This window comes from Corynebacterium sp. ACRPH (assembly GCF_022347285.1).
Taxonomy (GTDB): domain Bacteria; phylum Actinomycetota; class Actinomycetes; order Mycobacteriales; family Mycobacteriaceae; genus Corynebacterium.
The window spans coordinates 55858-77712 of record NZ_JAKRND010000006.1 but is presented as its reverse complement, the minus strand read 5'-3'; the positions used below and the strand labels follow the sequence as shown (position 1 = coordinate 77712).

The window sequence follows — 21855 nt, the reverse complement described above, 5'->3', positions numbered from 1 at the left end:
CATGACCCGGCCGGCACCCATCATCTGCTTGGCGCACGGATCCCGCCACCCGCAGGCGGACCAGGTGGTCTTCGAGATCGCCGAGCGCATTTCCGAGAGCACTGGGCTGCCGGCCTTCGCCGCCTTCCTGGACTTCCACCCCGCCACCCTCACGACGGTCGCCCACCGCGTCGTCGCAGCGGGCTACACGGAGGCGGTGGTGGTTCCTTTGCTGTTCACGCAGGCTTTTCACGCTCGCTTCGACGTTCCTGCCGCGATTGCCGAGGCCGTTGAGTCTATTGACGCCACCTCGTCCGCCGGCCTGACCCTCCACCTCACTGACGGGTTGGGAACCGGCGCGGATATGGAGGAGCTGGTCGCCGACTTCACGGCCCAGTACCTCGCTGGCAGTGTCGCCGTGGACAGCGCTAGCGCTAGCGCTGGTGCCGCGAACGCCGCGGACAGCAGCGTCGACAAGCTCGCGCTGTACTCAGTGGGTTCCAGCCAGCCGGGCGCGAACGAGGTCGTCGCCGAGTTCGCCGGCCGCGTTGGTGCCCGCCTGAACATGCGCAGCACCCGCGCCTTCGTCGCCACCGGGGACAACCCGGGCTGCGACACGGAGGCGCTACTGGAATTCGCAGACGAACGCACCGTCACCGTCCCGCTGTTCGTCAGCCCCGGCTTGCTATGGGACAAGGCCAAGATCCGAATGCCAAACGGCCGGAAGTGTACGCGCCACCTCGGTGACGCCGTAGCCCCGGTCGTCATCAACCGCGCCTGTCGCGCCCTGCAACAAGCGCACTAGCCTCTCTACCCCTCACAGAAGCCCTCATAGACAGCAAGGACTAACCCCTCATGAAGATCTTGATTTTTGCCCTCGTCGGCGTGGTCGCCCAGTTAGTCGACGGCGCGCTGGGCATGGCATTCGGCATCACGGCAACCACTCTGCTGATTTTCTCCGGCCTGGGCCCCGCCCACGCCTCCGCCGCCGTTCACTTGGCGGAGGTCGGCACCACGCTGTTCTCCGGCCTGTCGCACTGGCGGCTGAAGAACGTCCACTGGCCGACCGTCCTGGCCCTCGGCGTGCCGGGTGCCATCGGTTCGTTTACGGGCGCCTACGTGCTCAGTAACCTCTCCACCGAGGCTGCCGAGCCAGTTGTGTCCACCCTGCTCGTACTCCTCGGCGCCTACGTGCTGGTGCGCAGCGTGGCCGTGCCGTGGAAGAAGAACGAAGATACCCAGCCGGTATCCACCACCCGCCGCTCCCGATTCGGCCTGGCAGGCCTGGGCCTGGCCGGAGGCTTCCTGGATGCCTCCGGTGGCGGTGGCTGGGGGCCGGTTACCACCTCCACCCTCATGAGTGTGGGCAAGGCTGAGCCGCGCCGCATCATCGGCACTGTAAACACCGCTGAGTTCTTGGTCGCAATCTCCGCCACCGCTGGCTTCGTTACCGGCATGGGGTCGGAACTGGCGGATAACTGGCAGCCAGTCGTCGGCCTACTGGTCGGCGGCGCCATCGCCGCACCGATCGCCGCTTGGATCGTAACTATTATGAAGCCAGAAGTACTTGGCGGCGTGGTCGGCGGCCTGCTGATGCTGCTGAACTCCAGCCGCCTGGTGAACTACTTCGGCTTCCTCGGCGTGGTCGCCGTCATCTTGATCGGTCTGGCCGTCATCGTGGCCCTCGTCGTCGTGCGCAAGCGCTCCCTGCTGGAACGTTCCCTGACCGGCGACGATGTACCGGAAGACTCCCAACAGGCCACCGCGGAATGCGATGCGGAAGCCACCTCGGGCCGGACAAGTGGGCGTCACTACGAAGAAGAGGGAACGAAGGTACAACAGCGCGAGAAAGAACGCGCCAGGGGGTAGGACGAGGGCGAACCTTCCCCGCGCGCCTCGCTAGTACGGGGCTACCAAGGCACAATGGAAGTGAACTGGAACTCCATTGAGGAAGGTATGTGAGCTGTGTCTATCGCGTCGTCTACCGCGTCCCAAGGAACTGGCACGAACGCTGTCATTTCACCAATAGCGAGCGCCGCCGCGCGCCGCTCCGACATTTTGGACGCCCTGGGGGAGGCAGAGGCAGTCGACATCTTCGACACCATCCGCCCCTCCGCGCCCGACTTCGCCGCCGCCCTTGACGCGGCCTACGACGCTAAAGTCGGCGCCGGAGCCGCTGCCGGTGCTGGCGCCGTACTGCTCGGCACCGGCGAGATCAACTTCGACTCGCGCCTCGCCGCCGCCGCGGGTGCCTCCCACTACCTGCTCGCGGGCAGCCCGGCCGACGCCGCGGCGCTGCAGTTGGCCTCCGGGCAGCTCGTGCGCTCTGGTCGCAAGCCCGCCGGTATTTCTTTTATTGACGCCACCGCCTCCGCAGCTGCCGCCGCAGCTAATGCCGTCGAGGCGGAGGGGCAGGCGATTCGCCACATCGCGCTGGAAGGCATCGCGCAGGCAGCAGCCGGCGGGGCTGATGCTGGTGCAGGGGCTGGCGGGGCTGGGAGTGCCGCGCAGGCGAGCGCTGCGAAGGAGCCCGTGATCGGCCCCGAGCTGTTCGAGCGCAACCTGCTGATCAAGGCCCGCGAGAAGGATGCACACATCGTGCTGCCGGAAGGCGACGACGACCGCATCCTCACCGCTGCTGACCAGCTGCTGCGCGCCAAGGTATGTCGGCTGACCATTCTGGGTAACCCGGACGAGATTGCTGGCCGCGCCAAGGAGCTGGGGCTGGACCTTTCCGGCGCCACGCTGACCGACCCGAGCGAGGGCAACCAGCTGGAGGAGTTCGCCGCCGAGTTCGCCGAGCTGCGCAAGCACAAGGGCATCACTCTGGAGCAGGCGCGCGAGACCATGCAGGACATCAGTTACTACGCGACGATGATGGTCCACAAGGGTATCGCCGACGGTATGGTCTCCGGCGCGGCCCACACGACCGCGCACACCATTAAGCCCTCGTTCCAGATCATCAAGACCGCGCCGGGTGCGTCGGTGGTTAGCTCCATCTTCCTGATGGTCATGGACGGCGTGCTGTGGGCATTCGGCGACTGCGCCGTGAACCCGAACCCCACCCCCGACCAGCTGGCGGAGATCGCCACCGTGTCCGCGCAGACCGCCGCACAGTTCGGCATCGAGCCGAAGGTGGCGATGCTGAGCTACTCCACCGGCACCTCCGGCGCGGGAGCGGACGTTGAGGCCGTCGCCGCCGCCGTGAAGAAGGCCCAGGAGAACAACCCGGACCTGCCACTCGACGGGCCGCTGCAGTTCGACGCCGCAGTGGTGGAATCCGTCGGCCAGAAGAAGCTGCCGGGCTCTGACGTTGCCGGGCAGGCAACTGTGTTCGTGTTCCCGGATCTGAACTGCGGAAACATCACCTACAAGGCGGTCCAACGCACCGCCGATGCACTGGCCGTGGGGCCGATCCTGCAAGGACTGAACAAGCCGGTGAATGACCTCTCGCGTGGCGCGACCGTGCCGGACATCGTGAACACCGTGGCGATCACCGCGATCCAGGCCAACTAGCCGAAAAGCTGGCGGCCGTGGCGCGAACCGTGCGGTCGTCGGCATTTGCCAGCGGAAGCCACCCAGCCCGCTGGCTGAGCGGCAAACGGCATCAAAAAAGAAGAGAAAAGAACAGAGAAGAAAAGTGACTAAGTACGTACTCGTCCTCAACTCGGGCTCCAGCTCCATCAAGTTCCAAGTCCTCGACCCGGAAGCAAACGCGACGGCGGACCCATTCGTCTCCGGTATTGTCGAGAAAATCGGCGAAAAGAAGGGGCACATCCAGATTCAGACGGAAACGTCGAAGATGGAAGACAATCGCCCTATCCTCAGCCACTCTGTTGGCCTAGAACGTGCCTTCGGCATGATGACGCTACTGGGCGTCGGACCCCAAGACCTAGATCTGGTAGCAGCAGGGCACCGCGTGGTCCACGGTGGCGCGACGTTCACAGAGCCCGTGCTCATCGACGACGAGGTGATCGAGCAGCTCAAGGAGCTCATCCCGTTGGCGCCGCTGCACAACCCTGCCAACATCGACGGCATCGAAAATGCCCGCGCTCTGCTGGAACACGTCCCGCACGTAGCCGTGTTCGATACCGCGTTCTTCTCCACGTTGCCGGAGCATGCGGCGAACTATGCCATCAAGAAGGACATCGCCGACGAGTACAACATCCGGCGCTACGGCTTCCACGGCACCAGCCACGAATACGTCTCCGCGAAGGTGCCGGACCTGCTGGGCAAGCCCGCCGAGAAGGTCAACCAGATCACCCTGCACCTGGGTAACGGTGCCTCGGCCGCCGCGATTCGTGGCGGTGTGGCTGTTGATACGACGATGGGATTGACGCCACTCGCCGGCCTGGTCATGGGCACCCGTTCCGGCGACATTGACCCAGGAATTATTTTCCACCTGGCACGCTCCGGTGGGATGACGGTGGACCAGGCGGATAAGCTGCTGAACCGCGAGTCCGGTCTGAAGGGCATGGCTGGCGTGAATGACTTCCGTGAGCTGAAGACCTTGATCGAAGACGGCGATGAAAATGCGCAGCTGGCTTACGACGTGTACATCCACGCACTGCGCCGCTTCATTGGGTCTTACATGCTGATCCTGGGTGGAGTGGATGCGATTGTGTTCACCGCGGGCGTGGGCGAGAACGCGGTGCAGGTGCGCCGCGATGCCATGGTTGACCTGCAGAACTTCGGAATTGAGATTGACGAGGCGCGGAATGAGAACTCCGAGGGGATCGTCGGCGCGCGGGAGATCTCTACGGACGATTCCAAGGTGAAGGTGTTCGTGGTTCCGACGAATGAGGAGCTGGCGATCGCGCGCCAGGCGACGGAGCTGGCCGAGCAGCAGTAGGGGCGGATCTGGCGCGCCGAGACGGGCTGACCTGGCCGAGCAGCAGTAGGGGTTTGCCTAAGCGCTGGGTTGCTCTGGCTGCCCTGCTGGAGCTGAAATGTCGGAAAAGTTGCAATTTGTTAATGGTGGTAATTTTCGGTAACGCAAAGGTGCAGGTCATGGACTTGCGCTCAGTGGTGTCTGATTTCGCCTCTCCACGTTTTGCAACTTTTCCGACATTTTCTGCGTGAAGGGCGGGAGCGCCTTGCGGCTAGGTGCGCCGTTAGGGCGCAAATAGGACAATGTGTGCAGTTAGAACCTGAGGGACAGGCGAGCAGTTTGGGCGCAAATTGGACAATATGCGCAGCTAAAACCGGGTGCGGGGGTGCAGTTAGAACCAGGTGCGGGGGCGGATCTGGTTTGCCATGTCCACCAGGTCATAGCGGTGCCGGGCGAAGGGAGCCTGGCGAGCCAGTTGGCGCAGGCTCGCTTCCAAGCCGGTGCGCAGGCCGCGCTCGGTAAATTGCATGTCGAACAGGGGAGCCGCAGCTGCCTTCCGCTTGACCTGAGAACCTCCGTTTGCCCTGTTCACGGCACTGCGCTTGCGCTTGCCCTTGGACTTGCGAGAGCCGCGGCCACTGTCGGCCCCAGCACTGCCGGCGCCAACACCCGCGTCACCAGTTCCAACTCCGGTAATCCCTGCCGCGCCGTCCGGGCCATCGCTAGCGCCACGCAGCCAATTCAGGCCCGCGCTCAGCACTGCGATGCGAACTTGCGGCAGGCGCGGCTCGTTAGTCGGCAGGGTCTCCAAACGTCTAGCCGCACGGCGGATGCGGGACTCGGTGAGGCTGTTGGCGTCAGAAATAAGCAACAAAATAGACGTCAACCGTGCCAGACGATTATGCCGCGAGGCCTGCGGAAGCCGGTCCAACGCAGCCACCGCCGAATCGACCATACCCTCCGCGCGCAGCTGCCTGGCCAGGCCAAACGCGCTGGAAACAGTGGACTGGTTCGTGGCCCACACCAACCCGTAAAGGCGCATGGCGTGGAAGCGCAGAGAAACCGGATCCAGCGTGATGTGCTCCCAGCTGGGCACCCCGGTGTAATCCTTAACCGGCAATTTCTGCGCATAGGCCAGGGCGGAAGCGGCACGGGAAACGTGCTCGCTCAGCAGCTTCGTAGAGTTCACGCCCTGTTGCTGCAGCAGCAACTCGTCGGTGGCGGCGAGCGCCAACTTCGGGGCGGGCTCACCAGGCAGGATGTACAGCACTCGGTTGAAGAACTTCTGCGCTTCCGCGAACTGTCCCGTCAGCAGCGCCGCCACCCCGGAGTGCCACTGGAAGCGCCAGTCTTTCTCCAACCGCGGCTTCAGCTCGTCCAGCAGATCGTGGGCTTCGCGCGTCTGGCCCACATCCAGTAGCGCACGCACCATCGTCAGCGGAATCTCCACGGAGTGCTTCAGCTCCGGCTGGGCATAAGCGGCGCGCAGGGTATCCAGCAGGTCCCCGGCCTCGGTGAAGCTGGTGGCGGAAAGCAGGCCGTACCCCGGGTCCTGCGAATCGGCCAGCGGGGTGGGCAGGGCGCTGACAACCTCCGGCACGGAGATCTCCACGGAGCGCACCACGCCGTCGACCAGCTGGTCGGTGCGGAACACAATGTGCTTGGTGCCGAACGTACTACGCTGCGCGGTGAACCGGGTGTACAAGTGCGGGTAGTGGCGGCCGTCGCGGATGGCCAGGATCTCCCGCAGCACGCCGATCAGCTGGTTAGCCATGGCGGTGGCGGAGCTAAAGCGCGCCTCCGGATCCTCGTCCGTGGCTCGCAGCAGCAGGCGGTACAGGGACAAGTACTCGCGGAACAGCGGCTCTTCGTCCGGGGTGGGCAGCCTCTGGGCATACACTCCGTTTTCCACCGGCAGGTTCACGATCAGTGCGGCTAGGGTGCGGCCGACGGTGTAGATGTCGCTGGCCACGGTCGGTCCGGTCTTGGCGATCTCCGGAGCCTGGAAGCCCTTGGTTCCAAAGATGTGCCCGAACGCGCCGATGCCCGTCACCGCACCCAGGTCGATCAGCTTCACCTGGTCCTCGGTGATCAGGATGTTGTCTGGCTTCAGGTCGTTGTAGACCACGCCACGGGAGTGCAGGTAGTCCAGTGCGGGCAGGATCTCCAGGATGTAGCCAATCGCCACGTCCAGGTCCAGCACCCCGGCCGATAGCTTCCGCCGCTGCCCGCGCAGCGATGGCCCACCGACGTACTCCATCACGATGAAGCCGCCGGGGGAGCGCGGGTCGTCGATGAAGTTGAAAATCTTCACGATTCCGGGGTGCGTGATGTCCGCCAGGAATGCCCGCTCGGATTCCGCGACCGCGCGCTCTTGCTCGTTTTCCGTGGCCATCATGCCCTTGAGCACCACGTAGCGGTCGGCGACGTTGTGGTCGATGGCGATGTACACCCAGCCCAGACCGCCGTGCGCGATGGGGCCGAGGATCTCGTACTGGCCTGCAATGATGTCGCCGGCCTTCAGTGTCGGTGCTTCCACGCCTTTCTCGATCGCCGCGCTGGGGTCAATGACTGCGTCTTCCGGGTTCGTCGGCGGGATGAACGGCAGTTGGACCATGCCGTCGGCCACGGAGGCGCCGGAGCGGTACGTGCCGCGCCTCTTGCGGAACGTCGATAGTGCTTCGATGCGCGAGCGCTCGCCGGAGTCCACGGCGTTCGCCGGGTTGCCCACGGGTTCGGTGTGCTGCACCGTCGCGTCTGTGTCTTCGTCGTCGGCGAAGGGGTCGAATTCTACGGCTTCGGTGCGTTCTTCTGGTTCGCTGTCGGAGAAGGGGTCGAATTCTACGGCCTCGGTGTGCTCTTCCGGTTCGCTGTCGGCGAAGGGATCGAACTTTACGGCTTCGGTGCGATCTTCCGGTTCGCTGTCAACGCTGCTGTCTCTGCTGGCGCTGAGCTCGCGGTCGTTACTCTGCATCGCCGTTCGCCACCCTTCGCCGGATCTTGTTGAGTTCCTTCGTTTCTTCCTCGGTGCGGTACTTAATCGGTAGTGATGACGCCGGCCCTAAGTAGTCCGCCAGCCACGTCCCGTAGAGGTTCCTCCATGTTCCGTCGCGTTGGATCCTCTCCATGGTGGAGTTCACTTGCATCACCAGCCCGGTCGTATGCTTTGGGAATCTCGGCGGGGAGATAGCCACCGAGTAGTAGCTGGTCTCCGGCGCGTCGGCCACCAGGGTCGTGTAGGGATCCTGGGCCCGCAGGCCGGTGAGGATCGCGTCATCCGTGTAGATCGCGTCTGCCTGGAAGCGCTGCATGGCCATCAGGCAATCCGTCCACGCCTGCGTCAGCAGCAGCCGCCCTACGTCGTATTGCTTGACGCGCACCGCGGAGGTCGAGTCGCGAGTCACACACACGGTTTTGTTGTGCAGGTCGTCGAAGCTCTCGATCTGAGAGTCGCTCAATACCAGCAGGCGCGAGTGAACCTGCAGATAGGGGATGGAAAACTCTAGCTTTGATTGGCGGGAAAGAGTCGGCGACATTGTGCGCACCACAATGTCCACGTCGCCGCTCTTCAGCGCCTCGGCGCGCTCGCGGCTTTCGACGTAGCGGAATTCGATTCTGTTCGGGTCACCGAAAATGTCTCGTGCGATCTCCCGTGCGAGGTCCACTTCGAAGCCCGCGACGTCGCCAGAGACCGGGTCGCGGAAACCCAGTCGGTTCAGAGACTGGGCCACGCCCACCACCAGACGACCCCGGCGCATGATTTGCGGCACGCGCTCCTTCGGCTCGCGGGTGTCTGGCTTAATGGAGCCAAAGGGTTCTTCGTCGCCGGTGTTGTCGATGTCTGTGTTGGTATCCGCTGCGGCGTCACCGTCGCTGGGGACCTCGTGAGGTTGCACATACGTCGCGCCGTAGGGTAGATCGTCGCTGGCATTGTGCTGTACGGAGGGCCATTCTGGTAGACGGGGACTATCCGTGGAACAGCCCGAAGTGAGGGTGATTGCCGCGGTGGATAGGGCGGCGACTACAGGTTTGAACGCTTGTTTTCTCATTAGAGGAACTCCTGCAGTCGGGGCCTAGTGCCGAAGAACACGCACAGTGCGGATAGAACCGTCAGGGCCAGTACGAGGTTGGTTACGCGGCCGGCGGCGGTGCGCCCCTCCACCAGAATGTCGCGCAGTTCTTCGCGGGTGCTGCTGATGAGCTCCTGCATTTCGTTGTCCACGACGGTGTAGTCGGACGTATCCTCACCGGTGGCGAGCAGGTCATCCTTGCCGTCTCTGCCGTCTATGTCGGTCTTGTCTTTGCCGTCCTTGTTTTCTTCGGGGACCTTCGTATCCAAAGCCGCGGCCAGAGCCTCGGTGTAACGGCCGTTCTGCAGCTCGGAGACCATCTTCGCGTGCGATTCATCCCACGAGCGCAGCGCTTCCCGGGCCGTATCGATGCGCTCGGGTTGGCTCACCTGGCTGCGGAGTCCTTCGAGCTTGCTGTCGATGTCCGCCATGGCATCCGAGAATTCCTGCTGGCGATCCTCGCCGTAGTCGCGCTGAATCAGCCCCAGCGCCTCCTGGGTGCGCGACTGCTGCACCGAGATGCGCACTGCCGTGAGCTGCTCGAGCGGTCGCACGGTGCCCTGCACGTCTTGGTTACCCGCGTGCCACGTCAGGGCAGCGCTTATTGACGCCCATACGAGGGCGAACAGCATAAGCCCAGTAGCCGCCACATATCCCAGGTTGAGGCGCCTATTGGTCAATGCCGCGAGCCAGAACTGGGCTATCACCAGCATGATGATCGCCGCCACGATGCCGGACAGTGGGAACCACAGGGGAGCGGAGAGCTTCGCCTGCTGAGTGGAGACCTCCTCCGAGGTGCGGGAGTAGAGCTCCTGGGCGGCCGGCAGCATAGTCTCCTGCATTAGCGTGGAGGCCTGGGCCAGGTAGGAGGCGCCGACGGGGTTGCGCATACGGTCGTGCGTCTGCGCGTTGGACATCAGCTTCAGGTAGTCCGGCATGGAGTTCTGGATCTGCAGCACCAGTTCCATTTCCCGGGACTCGATATCGTCGATGCCGCTGGTGGCGCGGATGATGGACGTCGAGGCGCTGGACATTGCGGCGTCGTAGTCCCGTGTGGCGGCGTCGGTGGTGGATTTGCGCAGGAAGCTGGTGGTGGCCACCGAGTCAGCCACGGAAAGGGAGTTGAAGAGTTCCTGCGCCGCATCCGACAGCGGCTCCGTTTGGTTGACCAATGTATTCAGCTGTGCTTGGCGGTTCTGCGAGCTGTAGACCATTGCCCCGCCCGCGGCGAGAATGGCCAAAACCAGGATTGTCGAGACGATGGTGAGAAGGCCGGGGGAGGTGGAGGCGAACTTCAGGAACCGGCGCGGGGCTTCGAGCGCCGGGTTCACAAACCCCTTGAACGAGCTGCCTCGACCGGTGGGGTGCTCATCGCTGTCCATCCACCGGTCTGCCTCGAACGCAGTCACTGGGGGCATAGCCATAAAGTATATACAGCCTAAGTAATTGTGTGCCCACAAAGTCTGCTTAAACTCCCCTTATTGTGGCAGACTAGAACGCATGATTACGGTCAGTTCCCTAACCAAAGCCTATAAAGGCAACACGGTAGTCAACGATTTAAATTTTGAGGTCTCACCCGGAATCGTCACCGGGTTCTTGGGACCCAACGGTGCCGGCAAGTCCACCACGATGCGAATGATCGTGGGGTTGGATGAGCCGACCAAGGGAACTGCCCGTATCGATGGAAAGGCGTATGCCGAGTACAAGCGCCCGCTGGAGAAGGTCGGCACGCTGCTGGACGCCAAGTGGGTCCACCCCAACCGCAGCGCCGCGGCACACCTGCGCTGGGTCGCCGCTGCCAACGGATTCTCTAAAAAGCGCGTGGATGAAGTCCTGGGCATCGTGGGTCTGAGCGATGTGGCGGGCCGCAAGGCCGGCAAGTTCTCGCTGGGCATGGGGCAGCGTCTGGGCCTGGCCTGTGCGTTGCTGGGCGACCCGGAGGTGCTGATCCTGGACGAGCCCGTCAACGGCCTGGACCCGGAGGGCATCCGCTGGGTGCGCGATTTCGTTCGGGCCCTGGCGCGAGAGGGGCGCACCGTGCTGATCAGTTCGCACCTGCTCAGCGAGATGGCACAGACCGCCGACCACCTGATCGTCATCGGTAAGGGGCGCCTGGTGGCAAACCAGAGCACCCACGAGTTCATCAAGTCCACCTCCGAGGTATCTACCGTCGTGCGCACCGACCACATCGCGGAGATGAAGGCCGCGCTGACGGAGGAGTCGGTGGCGTTCCAGGAGGGGAAGGATCTGGACGGCCGCCCGACGCTCACCATCCCGCAACAGGAAAGCGACTGGATCGGTGCCCTGGCTTATAGCTACGGGCTGCGCCTGCGCGAGCTGTCGGAGAAGCGCCCGAGCCTGGAGGACGCATACCTGCGCATGACTCAGGAGCACGTGGAGTACCACGCCAGTGTCGAGTCCGACAAGCTCGAGGCCGGTAAGGCTGAGGCCAAGCCTGGCAAGACCGAGGCGGCAGCCAAGCCCGGCAAGACCGAGGCTGAGACCAAGCCCGGCAAGCCCGAGGCCGCGGAAAAGGCCGCTCCCAAGGTGGTGCCGGAAGCGGCGGAGTCCGCAGGTGGGCGTCATAAAGAAAAGAGCGCTAAGGAAAACAGCGAGGCAACCGGCAACGCCGTGCGCGTGCAGAAGGAAGGGGACAAGTAATGGTGAACCTGATCAAATCGGAGCTTATTAAGATCCGCAGCACCAAAGCCCTGTGGTGGACCTCCGGGCTGATTCTGTTCTTCTCGCTCGGCTTCGCGCTGCTAAACGGCGCCATGACCGGCTCGCTGCTGACCAGTGATGAAGCGAAAAAGGACCCAGAGCTGTACATGTCCGTCGCGGCGGGCATCGGTTCCGACATGGGGCTTAGCGGCTTCCTTTCCTTCGGTATGATGATCGTGATGATCCAGGCCGTGATGCTGGTGACCACCGAATACGGCGCGAACACCAGCAAGACCACTCTTCTGGCGACTCCGACGCGCTGGCAAGTTCCTATCGCAAAGTTTCTGGTCTACGGCGTGATCGCCTCGATCCTCGCATTGATCTCCAACGTTCTAGGAACGATTCTCGCCAGCTGGTCGCTCGGCTGGAAGCTGGAGGAGGAAGAGCTGCTGGGCAAGGTGGGTCTCGGCGCCGATGGCCTGTGGGAGCAGATCGGGCGCATTGAGCTGTACCTGCTGCTAACCATCGCCGCCGCCATCGGCGTGGGTTACCTGGTGCGCAACACCGCCGGCGGCATCGCAATCATGCTGCTGTGGAACCTGGTGATCGAGGGCACACTGGTGCAGCTGGTGCCGAAGGTCCGCGACTGGCTGCCACCGTACATGCCGTTCACCAACGCTGAGGCCTACACCGGCATGCGGGATCTCGACGGGGCGCCGTGGGGTCAGACCGGCTCGATTCTGTACTTCGCCGCCTGGTGTGTGGTGCTTTTTGTCGTCGGCGTAGTGATGCTGAAGAAGCGAGACGCTTAAGCGCTTTTTCTTAGTGACGCCCCTTCGCCCCACCGGCATTGAGATGCCAGGTGGGGCCTTTTTAGCTTTGGGGATGGCTTGCGTTTTCCGGGGCTAGTCCGGGTTGCGCTGCAGGTCGTCGACGAGGGACTCCGCAGCTAGGGAGAGGTTCCGCAGGGCGGGCACGCCGCGGCGCAGTTTCGCGATGTCGCGCGCGTCCATCCGGTCGGTGGCCTTAGTGATAATGAGCGCCCACTCGTCGGTAATGGAGTTCATCATGTCCACGCCCTCGTCCGTGAGATAAAGATCCTGGGCCCGCTTATCCTCTGGGTTGGCCTGGCGGCGGATCAATCCCGCGTTGATGAGGCGGCGCACGGTCGCCGAGACGTTAGAGGCGCGGAGGAAGCGCAGGCGGGCGACATCCGACACACCACAGCCCGGGTGCTGGGAGATAAATTGCAGTACCTCGATCTCCGACTGGGAGATTTCCAGCGACTGGTTGGGCCGCTCCATCAGGCGGCGGGTGGCGGAAAGAAAGTCATATACTGCCGTGGCGATCTCTGCGACGTCGATCTCCGGCAGAATCTCGGGTGCCTTGCGGCCGCGTACCGGGGGGTGGGAAGGCGTCTGCGGCGACTTCTGGGGTGACGGGGTCATCGGGCGAAACTTTCTTTTGGTGTGCGTATGTAAGTAACTTGTGATTCACCCTATATGACGGCAAAAGTGCTATTGCACTAATCGGCGATAATGAAAACAATCAATTCGCCAACACGGCGCTTTACTGCAGCGTTAGTGCAGTACTACTGCAGCGCGCTCGTCAGGCGGGCGACGTTATCCACGTACTGCTTGTACAGCGGGCGGGTGCTCCACTGCTCGGCGGTCAGTAGGGCGGAGCGCTCCCGGTACTCCTCCGTGAGGGCTCGCAGCGCATCCAGCAGCTCGCCCTTGCCGACCATCAGCGAGATCTCGTAGTTCAGGCCGAAGCTGCGCATATCCATGTTGGAGCTGCCCATCACGGCTATTTCGCCGTCGGCGATGGCGAACTTAGAGTGCAGGACCTTCGGGTAGGGGTACAGGTACATGTGCACCCCGGCTTTCAGCAGCTCCGAGTAGTACGAGGCCTGCGCGTGGCCCACCATCGGCTGGTCTGACTTTTCGGAGACGTACAGCTCCACCCGAACTCCGCGGTAGCAGGCGGTGGTCACGGCTTCCATGAGGGACTCATCGGGGATGAAGTACGGGCTAATCAGCTTGAGCGTGTGCTTGGCGTGGTGCGCTATGGAGGTAAACAGACGCAGGTTCGGCTCCGTGGTGAAGCCGGGGCCGGAGGGCACGATCTGCATGATGTCCGCGCCGGTATCTTGGTCGTGCGTATCCAGCCACTGCTTGGCATCGGTGGGGTTGATGAGGTCCAGTTCCTCGTTGGTTTCGGTGAACCAGTCCACGGCGAACACCGAGTTGATGGTGCTGACGATCGGGCCGGTGAGCTCCGCCATTACGTCCACCCATTCGCGGCCGATCTTGTGGTTCTTCGGCTTCTGGTAGGGGGCCTCGATCATGTTCTGCGAGCCCATGAAGGCCACCCGGCCGTCCACGACCACCAGCTTGCGGTGGTTGCGCAGATCGGGGCGGCGGAAGCGCCACTTGAACGGCTGCAGGGGCAGCATGACCTGCCAGTCCACGCCCATGGCCTGCAGCCTCTTACCCAGCTTCTTGTTGCCCTTGTACTTGTGCGCGCCGATGTGGTCCCACAGCACGCGCACGGTCACTCCGCGTTGCGCGGCCCGGCCGAGTGCTTCGAAGAAGGGCTCGGTCGTATCGTCCCAGGCCATGATGTAAATTTCGACGTTCACGTAATCTTTGGCCGAGTCGATCGCGCGGGTCATCGCGGCGATCGATTCCTCGTAGTCCGAATGCAGGGCCTGCATGGTGCCGTTCACGGCGGGCAGTGCGGTGAGCTCCCGGTTGAGTCGCACCAGCGAACGTAGCTCGTCGCTGAGCTCGCTGCCCTCGGGAACGTCAGGCTCGTCGGCGCTCATCGTGCGGATCAGTTCGTTCGCCTGGTTCTGGATGCGGTGGCGCCGCCGGTTGATCGCTGGCGATCCCATCAGCAGGAATAGGAAGATGCCAATGAAGGGGATCAGGAAGATGGCGAGTAGCCAGGCCATGGCGGACGTTGGGCGTCGTTCCTTAGGAACCCAGCCCAGCGCAAAGATCTTCAGCGCGTAGTCCAGAACGACCAGCGTGACCTGCCACCACTGCAGATCGTCCGTGAACTCGCTAAACAGGCCGAGGAGGTCGGGGAAGGGCATGTTTTAGGCCTCACCGTCGATGGTGTAGTCCACGATCACCGGCGCGTGGTCGGAGGCGCCCTTGCCCTTGCGCTCATCGCGGTCCACACGCGCGGCGGTGGGTGTGATTCCGCGGACATACTGCAGGTCGATGCGCATGCCTTCGCCCTTCTGGAAGCGTATGGCCTGGTAGTCCCAGTAGGTGTATTCGTCGGCGATCAGGTCCGTCGCGGCGGTCATCCCCGCGTCCTCCAGGGCGCGCAGCCGGGCGCGTTCGTTGGGAGTCACGTGCGTGTGGCCGTTGAAGAAGCTGCGATCCCACACGTCCTCGTCGCGCGGGGCGATGTTGTAGTCGCCGACCAGGCACAGCTTCTCGCTGCTCTTTCTTTGGGACGCCCCCACGCCCGAACCCGCCGCATACGCCGCGAGGGCGTCGAGCCACCGCAGCTTGTAGGAGTAGTGCGGGTCCGCGATCTCGCGACCGTTCGGAACGTACAGGCTCCATACCTCCACGCCGCCGCAGGTTGCGCCTATTGCGCGCGCCTCCAAGGCCTGTTCGGCATCCAGGTCCTTGTTGAAGCCAGGCTGGCCGAAGTCGGTTTGCACGTCCGCAAGGCCCACGCGCGACAGGATGGCCACGCCGTTGAAGCTGTGCAGCCCGAAGTGGGCCTGCTCGTAGCCCGTGTCAGTGAAGTCGGGGAACTGCTTGTCCGTGCACTTGGTCTCCTGCAGGCACAGCACGTCCACGTCGCTGCGCTGCAGAAACTCGCGCACCCGCTCCTCGCGGGTGCGTACGGAGTTGATGTTCCAGGTGGCGATGCGCATGGTTAAGCATTCTAGCGCGTGCGCAGACTGCGGCTGCGGTGGTGTTCGCTGAATCCCAGCTTGTGGTACAGCGCCTTGCCGGCGGTGTTGGAATCGATAACGTCCAGGTAGGCGCGCTCGGCACCGTTGTCCGCGCCCCAGCTGAGCAGGTGCTGGCACAGGAGGGTGCCCAGGCCGCGGCGGCGAAAGTCCGGTGCCACCGCCACAGCGGAGTATCCCAGCCAGCCGTCGGTGATGGTGGCGCGGGTGATGGCCGCGAGTTGGCCGTCGACGGTGAGGCGGGCGAAGCCCAGCTGGCCGCCGATGCGGTGGCACAGCAGATCCAGCGCCTTCTTCGGCAGGGGCTGGCCGCGGAACTTGTACATGGAGAACCAGTCGGCATCCGGAGTTTCGTCGACGGCCAGCTCGATCTGCGTGTCGGCCAGGGACGGATCCAGCGTGTCGTCCAGAGGCGCGTCCAAAGTCGGAGCCGAAGCCTGCGGCGAGTCTTGCCCCGAGAGCTGTGCCGAGTCGCCGAGCTCCTTGCTCATCACCAGGATCTCCGGGCCGCGTTCGCCCGGTAGGTGTTCGGCGGGTCGGCCGATCCGGTCGGGGATCATCAGCTGGCAGGGCAGGTTGTGGGAGCGGTAGAACTCCTCCAGTTGCGCCAGCGGAACCTCCTGCAGTCCGGCGCTCGGGCCGATGGGCACCGCGGAGTTACTGCGCTCGGTGATTCCATCGCCCGCGCGCGCCAGCCACCCGCCGATCATCTGGTTTTCGATGCCGGGGAAGGCCGCGGCCTTGGCGGCCTCGAGGGCGCGGATGTCGCTATTGCGCACCGGCTTGGCACTGAGGGTCTTCAGCACCACAACGTCCTCGTCGGCGATCACCAGGTCGTCCACCTGCAATGGACTTATGCTGCGCAGCACGCCGATCGCGTCGGTGACGGTGCTGCCCGCCCCGAGGCCGGAAGCAGCATCGCCCGACACGCGGTAGCGCACGACCACCCGCGTTCCCGGGCGGATGCTCACGGGGTCGGTGCGGCGGCTGATGGGGAACCCGAAGCCCTCCACGCGCCGCGCACCTGCGTGGGCGGCGGAGAACGTCGTGTCTTTATTCATGCCCGAACGGGTCCTCGTCTACGCCCGGGGTCCAGGTGTTGCCTGCGTGGTCCCAGCCCTCGGCCTTGATGGCCTTCTTGGACTTGCGCTTCCATCGGCCGATCAGGGTGTCGGTGTACAGGAAGCCATCCAGGTGGCCGACCTCGTGCTGCAGGCAGCGGGCGAAGAAGCCGGTGCCCTCGACGGTGACCTCTTCACCGTTTTCGTCCAGGCCGGTTACCCGCGCCCAGTCTGCGCGGCCGGTGGGGAAGGAGTAGCCGGGGACGGACAGGCAGCCTTCCTCGTCTTCCTCCTCGTCCGGCATGGTCTCTGGGATTTCACTGGTCTCCAGGACGGGGTTGATCACGCAGCCGCGGCGCATCTCGCCACGCTCGGTATCGGGGCAGTCGTAGACGAAGAATCGCTTGTTTACGCCCACCTGGTTGGCGGCCAGGCCCACGCCGTTGGCAGCGGAGAGCGTTTCGTACATATCCGCGATCAGCGGGGCGAGGTCAGCGATCTCGCTGGGGTCCACCTTGGTGGTGGGGTTGTGCAGTACAGGGTCGCCACAGATGACGATAGGCATGATGGTCATAACAGACAGTCTAGAATCTAGTTCCATGTTGTCAGACCGAGAGATCGCCATTTTGGAGTTCGAGCGCCGCTGGTGGCTGGATGCCAGCGCGAAGAATGAGCACATCCGCGGCGAGTTTGGGGTGGATCCGGTCCGCTACTTCCAGCAGCTCAACCGTCTGATTGAGCGCCCGGAGGCCCTGGACTTCGACCCCGTCCTGGTGCGGATGCTACTGCGCCGCCGTGATGAAGATCTCTGATACAGCGCGCTGACTTAGTGCGGGGATGAAGGTTAATGGCAAAGAGCTCTAATGAAGCGCGGTGACGAAGAATGAAGCACAGCGCGTGTCAGACTTGTTACTAATGTTGCAGAAGTTAAAATTTGTGACGTGACTGAACCGAATCGACCACGCCATGCACTCGACGACGACGCGGATAATGAGAACCTCGGCCTCCCGCTGCGCGGCCTGGCCATGATCCTGATTGCCGTAGCCGTTCTGCTGATTGGCTGGGGCGTATTCTCCCTGTCCGGCAATGATTCCGATGAATCCGAGCAGGCCAGCCAGACCCAGCAGACGCAGGGTCAGCAGGGCCAGCAGGGCGAGCAAGCTAAGCAGGGTGAGAAGCCCTCCGCCTCTGAGGCTGAGGATCCCAAGCGCCCGGACGCGGAGGACTCCGAGAAGCCGAAGCCGGAAGACGAGCGCGAAAACCGGGAGGGTGATCGCGCTGACGAGCGTCGCGATGGTGATGCGGCAGCGGCGGAAGGTGGCGTCAATAAAGAAGATACCTACGTAGCCGTAATCAATAACAGTCCCATCAACGGCCTCGCCGGCGACGTCGTCAACAAGATGCGCGACCAGCAGTGGAACAAGACCGGCGTGGGCAACCTGCCGGACGAGTCGGGTGTCTTCCCGACGTCTGTGGTGCTCTACCCGAAGGGTAATGACGCCGAGCGTCAGCTGGCCGAGCAGCTCGCCAAGGACCTGGGGATCCAGGCGCGTGAGCGTGACGAGGCTACCGACCGGGCCATCGAAGGCGTAGAGATGCTGGAGGGGGAGCGCCCCGCGGGTGTCGTGGTTGTGACAACAAATGACATGCCCCGCTAGAGTAAAAGCGTTCTTTTAACTTCTGTCTACATATCTTCTAAGGGGCCGCAATGGACTTCCCGGGTTCCGCACCTTCCGTCGGTATTGAGTGGGAAGTCGCCCTCGTCGACCCCGAAACCCGCGACCTGGTTCCGCGCGCCGCCGAACTGATTGCGCGGATGGACGAGGTGTACCCTGGCCACAAGGTCGTCCGCGAGTTCCTGGCCAACACCGTGGAAATGGTCTCCAGCGTGCACGACACGATCCCGGAGGCAGTCGAGGACCTGCACGTGCAGGCGAAGCAGCTGCTGGAATGCGCGGACGACATCGGCGTGAACCTGTTTTCCGCGGGCACGCACCCGTTCGCGCACTGGGGGGATCAGCAGCTCAGCGAAAAGGGGAGCTACCAGGAGATCATCGAGCGCACCCAGTATTGGGGCCGCCAGATGCTGATCTGGGGAATTCACGTGCACGTGGGCGTGGGCTCCAAGGAAAAGGTGTGGCCCATCATCAATGCGCTGATGACGCAGTACCCGCACATCCTGGCCATGTCCGCCAGCTCGCCCGCCTGGGAGGGGTTGGATACTGGCTATTCCTCCAACCGCACCCTGCTGTACCAGCAGCTGCCGACTGCGGGCATGCCTTACCAGTTTGAAAACTGGGAGCAGTGGGAAGAGTTCAACCGGGACCAGGATTTATCGGGAGTGATTAACCACACCGGCTCCATGCACTTCGACGTGCGCCCCACCAAGTACGGCACGGTGGAAACCCGTTTTGCGGACGCCACGATGGAGCTGTGGGAGCTCGCCGCCATCGCCGCCTACACCCACTGTCTGGTGGTGTACTTCGAGCGCCGCCTGGACGCCGGCCACGAGCTGCCGACCCTGCAGCCCTGGCATGTCGCGGAGAACAAGTGGCGCGCGGCCCGCTATGGCCTGGACGCGCTGATCATTACCGACCGGGAGACCAACGAGGCACTGGTCACCGACGAGCTGGACGCCTGGGTGGATAGGCTCGCCCCGCTATCCGAGGAGCTGGGATGCGCAGCGGAGCTGCAGGATGTGCGCAAGCTGATCGCCCGTGGCGGAGACTATGCGCTGCAGCGCGCCGCGGCCCGTGAGCACGGTGCCGCGCCGGAGCCCGGCACCCGCACCCGTGGGGACGATGGGGTAGAGGGCGGCTTCACGCAGCCGGAGGCGTGGATCGCCGCGGTGGACCTGACGGTCGATTCCCTGCGGAAGTCGCTGTAGCTTCGCGCTAGATGTGCAGGCGGGCAGCCGCGTTGCACAGGGCGCTGGCGATGGAGGTATCGCGGTCCGCACCGAAGCCGACTGCCCACACGCGCTTGGACTTGTGCACCGCGTAGGTGAAGGTCACGGTGGCCTCGAAGATGTCGTACTGGTGGAACTCTGCGACCTCCACGGGGAAGCCGTGGTCGGCCAGGGTCTCCGACATTGCCGAGGATGCGCCCATTGCGGTGATTTCCACGCGGGTGGACTGCCCATCGGCGCGCAGGCCGCTGACCTGCATGTCGAAGTCGTGGCGGCCCAGCGAGAGGCGGGTGGCCTTCAGGTAGTCCACGCGGATCGCGCCGGGCGCGTAGGTGCGGATGAACTTCTTCCACTCCATGCCACGCGCTTCCTGGCGCATGCCCACAGGCAGGCGCTGGCCGAAACGGGCGCGGAATGGATCCTCCGCGAAGGTGCGGGTGCGCTTGCGGCGCTTCTCGATGCGGGTGTGCACCGGCTCGCTGTAAGTCTTCGCGGTGGAGCGGCGACCGCTGGGTAGCGGGGTGTACACAGGCGCGTCTAGATCCAGGTCCTGGTCCGAGCTGGCGAAGCGGATCAAGGTCGTGGTGTTCGTAGAGGAAACGTTCATGATGACTCGATTTTCTGGAACAAGATCTAGTTGGCCTTGGGCACCCGCTGAATGGGTGCCCAAATAAAGTTGGGTACCTATATAAAGTACTGCTAGTTAAATAATGTAATCCGTCTCACTCTGAGATTCAAACTGTTACCCATTTCTCATTAGGTGAGATTCTGGGCGACTAGCTGTGCGCCTCTGCGGTGCGCAACAGGAATAGCAGCTCGGCTGTCGCGATGGCCTCGATCTCGCCCGGATCCACGGATTCGTCCGCGGAGTGGATGGCGCACTTCGGCTCCTCAATGCCGTACAGCGCGAGCTCCGCCTGCGGATACGCGCTCAGCAGCTTGTTCGTCAGCGGAATCGACCCGCCGGAAGCAACCTCCATCGTCTCTTTGCCGTACACCTCGCCCAGCGCCTCGCTGAGCCGCTGTAGCGCCGGGCCGGAGGTATCCGCCTGGAATGCCTCGGCCAGGGAACCGCGCTCGATCTCCACCTGCGCGTTTGTCTTCTGGCTCTCCAGGTGCTTGACCAGTAGATCCTGGCACTCCTGCGGCTCGCGTCCCGGCGGCACGCGCAGGCTCACCACGGCCGCTGCGGTTGCGGGCACGGAGTTCACCGAGTCCGCCACCGACAGCGCATCCAAGCCCGTTATCGTGATTGACGGATTCATTACCGTCAGGTCGTTTGGCTGCCACTCGCCGGCGCCGTACAGCTCCACGCCGTCGGTTACCCCGGCGTTGTCGCGGAATTCCTGTTCTGTTGGTCCGACGCCACCCCAGCGCTCCTTCGGCTCCAAGCCCGGGACGGCCACCAAACCGTTTTCGTCGTGGAGAGTGGAAAGAAGCTGCACTAGCTCGACCAGTGCATCCGGAGCTGAGCCGCCGAACTGGCCGGAGTGCATCGGCTGTGCCAGCGTGCGGGTGCGCACCGTGACCGGCGCGGAACCGCGCAGCGCGGTGCACAGGCTCGGCTCGCCCAGGGCGTCATTGCCGGAGTCGGCGATGAGGAAAGTGTCGGCGGCGAAGAGCTCCGGCTTTTCGGCCAGCAGGTCCTCCAGGCCATAACCACCGCGCTCCTCCGAGCCTTCGACGACGATCCGGATGCCGAGATTCTTGGCGGCGGGGAAGTGGGCGTCCGAAAGAATAGAAAGAGCACGCAGCACAGCAACGTGCATGGCCACGTGGCCCTTGCAGTCGGCAGTACCGCGGCCATACCAGCGGCCATCGCGCTCGGTGAGGGTCCACGGGTCATCGGTCCACGCCTCGATGTCGCCGGCGGGCTGCACGTCAAAGTGGGAGTAGAGGAGGATCGTGGGGTAGCCCTCGGCGGGCTCGCGCAGGCCGATGACGGAGGTGGAGCCGTCGGTGGTGATGTGGCCTTCGACGGGGATGCCCACGCTGGTGAATGCGTCGATGACCCACTGCGCGGCGGCGGCATTGGCTTCCTCTAGACCCGGCGTGGAGTGGACCGACTCGAAGGAGACGAGAGTTGTGAGATCTTCCTTGAGCTGTGGCATCTGCTCCGCGATGGCGGTACGGGCCAGGTCTAGCTGCGAGGTGTTGGATGCGCTGTTGGATTCACTGTTGGTATCGCTCATAGATAACTACTGTAGCGACCGGACGGGACAGTCGATTTGTATGCACGGCACCTTGCAGACGATGGGGGAGAGTGCTAAAAACGGGTTTAGCACTTGAACTAAGGGAGTGCCAGAAAATAACCGTCAGATGAAGTGAGGGTGAATGTCGCGACATTCATTCACCCATGCCGTCGCGGGCGCTTGATCTGAGCCGTATGTGTCGCCAAC

At 63.6% G+C, this 21855-nt stretch carries 19 protein-coding genes; 9 read left to right on the top strand and 10 right to left on the bottom strand.

Translation table 11 applies throughout. The features are described 5' to 3' along the window. Position 1: 1 nt before the first annotated feature. The 4 genes from MHX66_RS04630 (at position 2) to MHX66_RS04615 (ending at position 4831) form a co-directional block, all read left to right on the top strand. Complete coding sequence (locus tag MHX66_RS04630; protein WP_239200614.1) at positions 2-784, top strand: sirohydrochlorin chelatase; 783 nt, start codon at positions 2-4, stop codon at positions 782-784. Positions 785-834: 50 nt separating this feature from the next. Further along, entirely contained in the window at positions 835-1848 is a 1014-nt protein-coding gene (locus tag MHX66_RS04625; protein ID WP_239200612.1) for a sulfite exporter TauE/SafE family protein, read from the top strand. Between the two features lie 102 nt (positions 1849-1950). Further along, entirely contained in the window at positions 1951-3495 is a 1545-nt protein-coding gene (pta, locus tag MHX66_RS04620) for a phosphate acetyltransferase (RefSeq protein ID WP_370646272.1), read from the top strand. A 124-nt stretch (positions 3496-3619) separates the two neighbouring features. Then, on the top strand, positions 3620-4831 hold the full coding sequence (locus MHX66_RS04615) for an acetate kinase (RefSeq protein WP_239200608.1): 1212 nt from the start codon (positions 3620-3622) through the stop codon (positions 4829-4831). Between the two features lie 370 nt (positions 4832-5201). Here the strand turns inward: MHX66_RS04615 and MHX66_RS04610 are convergent, their stop codons facing one another. The 3 genes from MHX66_RS04610 to MHX66_RS04600 are packed head-to-tail and all read right to left on the bottom strand — an operon-like array spanning position 5202 to position 10304. Beyond that, positions 5202-7784 (bottom strand): serine/threonine protein kinase, encoded by a 2583-nt coding sequence (locus tag MHX66_RS04610; protein ID WP_239200606.1) that lies wholly within the window; start codon positions 7782-7784, stop codon positions 5202-5204. Next, the gene (locus MHX66_RS04605) at positions 7774-8859 is read right to left on the bottom strand and encodes a transporter substrate-binding domain-containing protein (RefSeq protein ID WP_239200604.1); all 1086 of its coding nucleotides are present in this window, start codon (positions 8857-8859) and stop codon (positions 7774-7776) included. The genes MHX66_RS04610 and MHX66_RS04605 overlap by 11 nt, the downstream gene beginning before the upstream one ends. Then, positions 8859-10304, bottom strand: a complete 1446-nt coding sequence (locus MHX66_RS04600; protein WP_239200602.1) for a hypothetical protein — start codon at positions 10302-10304, stop codon at positions 8859-8861. The genes MHX66_RS04605 and MHX66_RS04600 overlap by 1 nt, the downstream gene beginning before the upstream one ends. Positions 10305-10380: 76 nt before the next feature. Here MHX66_RS04600 and MHX66_RS04595 point away from each other — a divergent pair, with 76 nt between their 5' ends. Then, positions 10381-11541 (top strand): ATP-binding cassette domain-containing protein, encoded by a 1161-nt coding sequence (locus MHX66_RS04595; RefSeq protein WP_239200600.1) that lies wholly within the window; start codon positions 10381-10383, stop codon positions 11539-11541. Beyond that, entirely contained in the window at positions 11541-12353 is an 813-nt protein-coding gene (locus tag MHX66_RS04590) for an ABC transporter permease subunit (protein ID WP_239200598.1), read from the top strand. Before MHX66_RS04595 ends, MHX66_RS04590 begins: the two co-directional genes overlap by 1 nt. A gap of 93 nt (positions 12354-12446) precedes the next feature. On the opposite strand, the gene MHX66_RS04585 is transcribed toward MHX66_RS04590, so the two are convergent. The 5 genes from MHX66_RS04585 to MHX66_RS04565 form a co-directional block, all read right to left on the bottom strand. Further along, complete coding sequence (locus MHX66_RS04585) at positions 12447-12989, bottom strand: MarR family winged helix-turn-helix transcriptional regulator (RefSeq protein ID WP_239200596.1); 543 nt, start codon at positions 12987-12989, stop codon at positions 12447-12449. A gap of 143 nt (positions 12990-13132) precedes the next feature. After that, entirely contained in the window at positions 13133-14644 is a 1512-nt protein-coding gene (gene cls / locus MHX66_RS04580; RefSeq protein WP_239200594.1) for a cardiolipin synthase, read from the bottom strand. 3 nt (positions 14645-14647) lie between these two features. Next, entirely contained in the window at positions 14648-15448 is an 801-nt protein-coding gene (locus MHX66_RS04575; RefSeq protein WP_239200585.1) for an exodeoxyribonuclease III, read from the bottom strand. Positions 15449-15459: 11 nt separating this feature from the next. Beyond that, positions 15460-16548 (bottom strand): GNAT family N-acetyltransferase, encoded by a 1089-nt coding sequence (locus MHX66_RS04570; RefSeq protein ID WP_239200582.1) that lies wholly within the window; start codon positions 16546-16548, stop codon positions 15460-15462. Continuing rightward, entirely contained in the window at positions 16541-17122 is a 582-nt protein-coding gene (locus tag MHX66_RS04565; RefSeq protein ID WP_035004751.1) for a peptide deformylase, read from the bottom strand. The genes MHX66_RS04570 and MHX66_RS04565 overlap by 8 nt, the downstream gene beginning before the upstream one ends. Positions 17123-17147: 25 nt before the next feature. Here MHX66_RS04565 and MHX66_RS04560 point away from each other — a divergent pair, with 25 nt between their 5' ends. From MHX66_RS04560 to MHX66_RS04550, 3 genes are all read left to right on the top strand, one after another. Further along, complete coding sequence (locus tag MHX66_RS04560; protein WP_034987284.1) at positions 17148-17360, top strand: DUF3263 domain-containing protein; 213 nt, start codon at positions 17148-17150, stop codon at positions 17358-17360. A 129-nt stretch (positions 17361-17489) separates the two neighbouring features. After that, positions 17490-18206 carry a LytR C-terminal domain-containing protein gene (locus MHX66_RS04555; RefSeq protein ID WP_239200572.1) on the top strand — a complete coding sequence of 239 codons (717 nt, stop codon included), beginning with the start codon at positions 17490-17492 and terminating at the stop codon, positions 18204-18206. 50 nt (positions 18207-18256) lie between these two features. Continuing rightward, complete coding sequence (locus tag MHX66_RS04550; RefSeq protein WP_239200571.1) at positions 18257-19435, top strand: glutamate--cysteine ligase; 1179 nt, start codon at positions 18257-18259, stop codon at positions 19433-19435. A 7-nt stretch (positions 19436-19442) separates the two neighbouring features. On the opposite strand, the gene MHX66_RS04545 is transcribed toward MHX66_RS04550, so the two are convergent. After that, positions 19443-20063 (bottom strand): hypothetical protein, encoded by a 621-nt coding sequence (locus MHX66_RS04545; RefSeq protein ID WP_239200569.1) that lies wholly within the window; start codon positions 20061-20063, stop codon positions 19443-19445. A gap of 169 nt (positions 20064-20232) precedes the next feature. Next, on the bottom strand, positions 20233-21648 hold the full coding sequence (locus MHX66_RS04540) for a dipeptidase (protein WP_239200567.1): 1416 nt from the start codon (positions 21646-21648) through the stop codon (positions 20233-20235). Positions 21649-21855 lie beyond the last annotated feature (207 nt).